This window comes from Agrobacterium sp. MCAB5 (assembly GCF_052114365.1).
Lineage (GTDB): Bacteria > Pseudomonadota > Alphaproteobacteria > Rhizobiales > Rhizobiaceae > Agrobacterium > Agrobacterium tumefaciens.
Genome location: NZ_JBFREP010000376.1, coordinates 1 through 354, shown reverse-complemented (window position 1 = coordinate 354; position 354 = coordinate 1). Strand labels below are relative to the sequence as shown.

The following is a 354-nucleotide window of genomic DNA, read 5'->3' as shown; positions in this document are numbered from 1 at the left end:
CTCCATCGGCGAGCCGACCTGCTCGATATTGCCGCGGTTGAGGACMACGATCTTGTCGGCCATGGTCATGGCYTCCACCTGGTCGTGGGTGACGTAGATCATCGTCGTCTTCAGCGTGTTGTGCAGCTCGGAGATTTCCAGCCGCATGGTGCCGCGCAGCGCCGCATCGAGGTTGGAGAGCGGYTCGTCAAACAGGAACGCCTTYGGTTCGCGCACGATGGCGCGGCCGATGGCGACGCGCTGGCGCTGGCCGCCGGACAGTTGCGAGGGCCGGCGTTCGAGATAATCGGTGAGGTTAAGGATGCGGGCGGCATCGTCGACCTTCTTGTCGATGACAGCCTTGTCGAGCTTGGC

At 63.4% G+C, this 354-nt stretch carries 1 protein-coding gene; it reads right to left on the bottom strand.

From position 1 onward, the window contains the following. The coding region (locus AB4Z23_RS29105; RefSeq protein WP_441361388.1) for an ABC transporter ATP-binding protein at window positions 1–354 on the bottom strand (354 nt) is incomplete at both ends.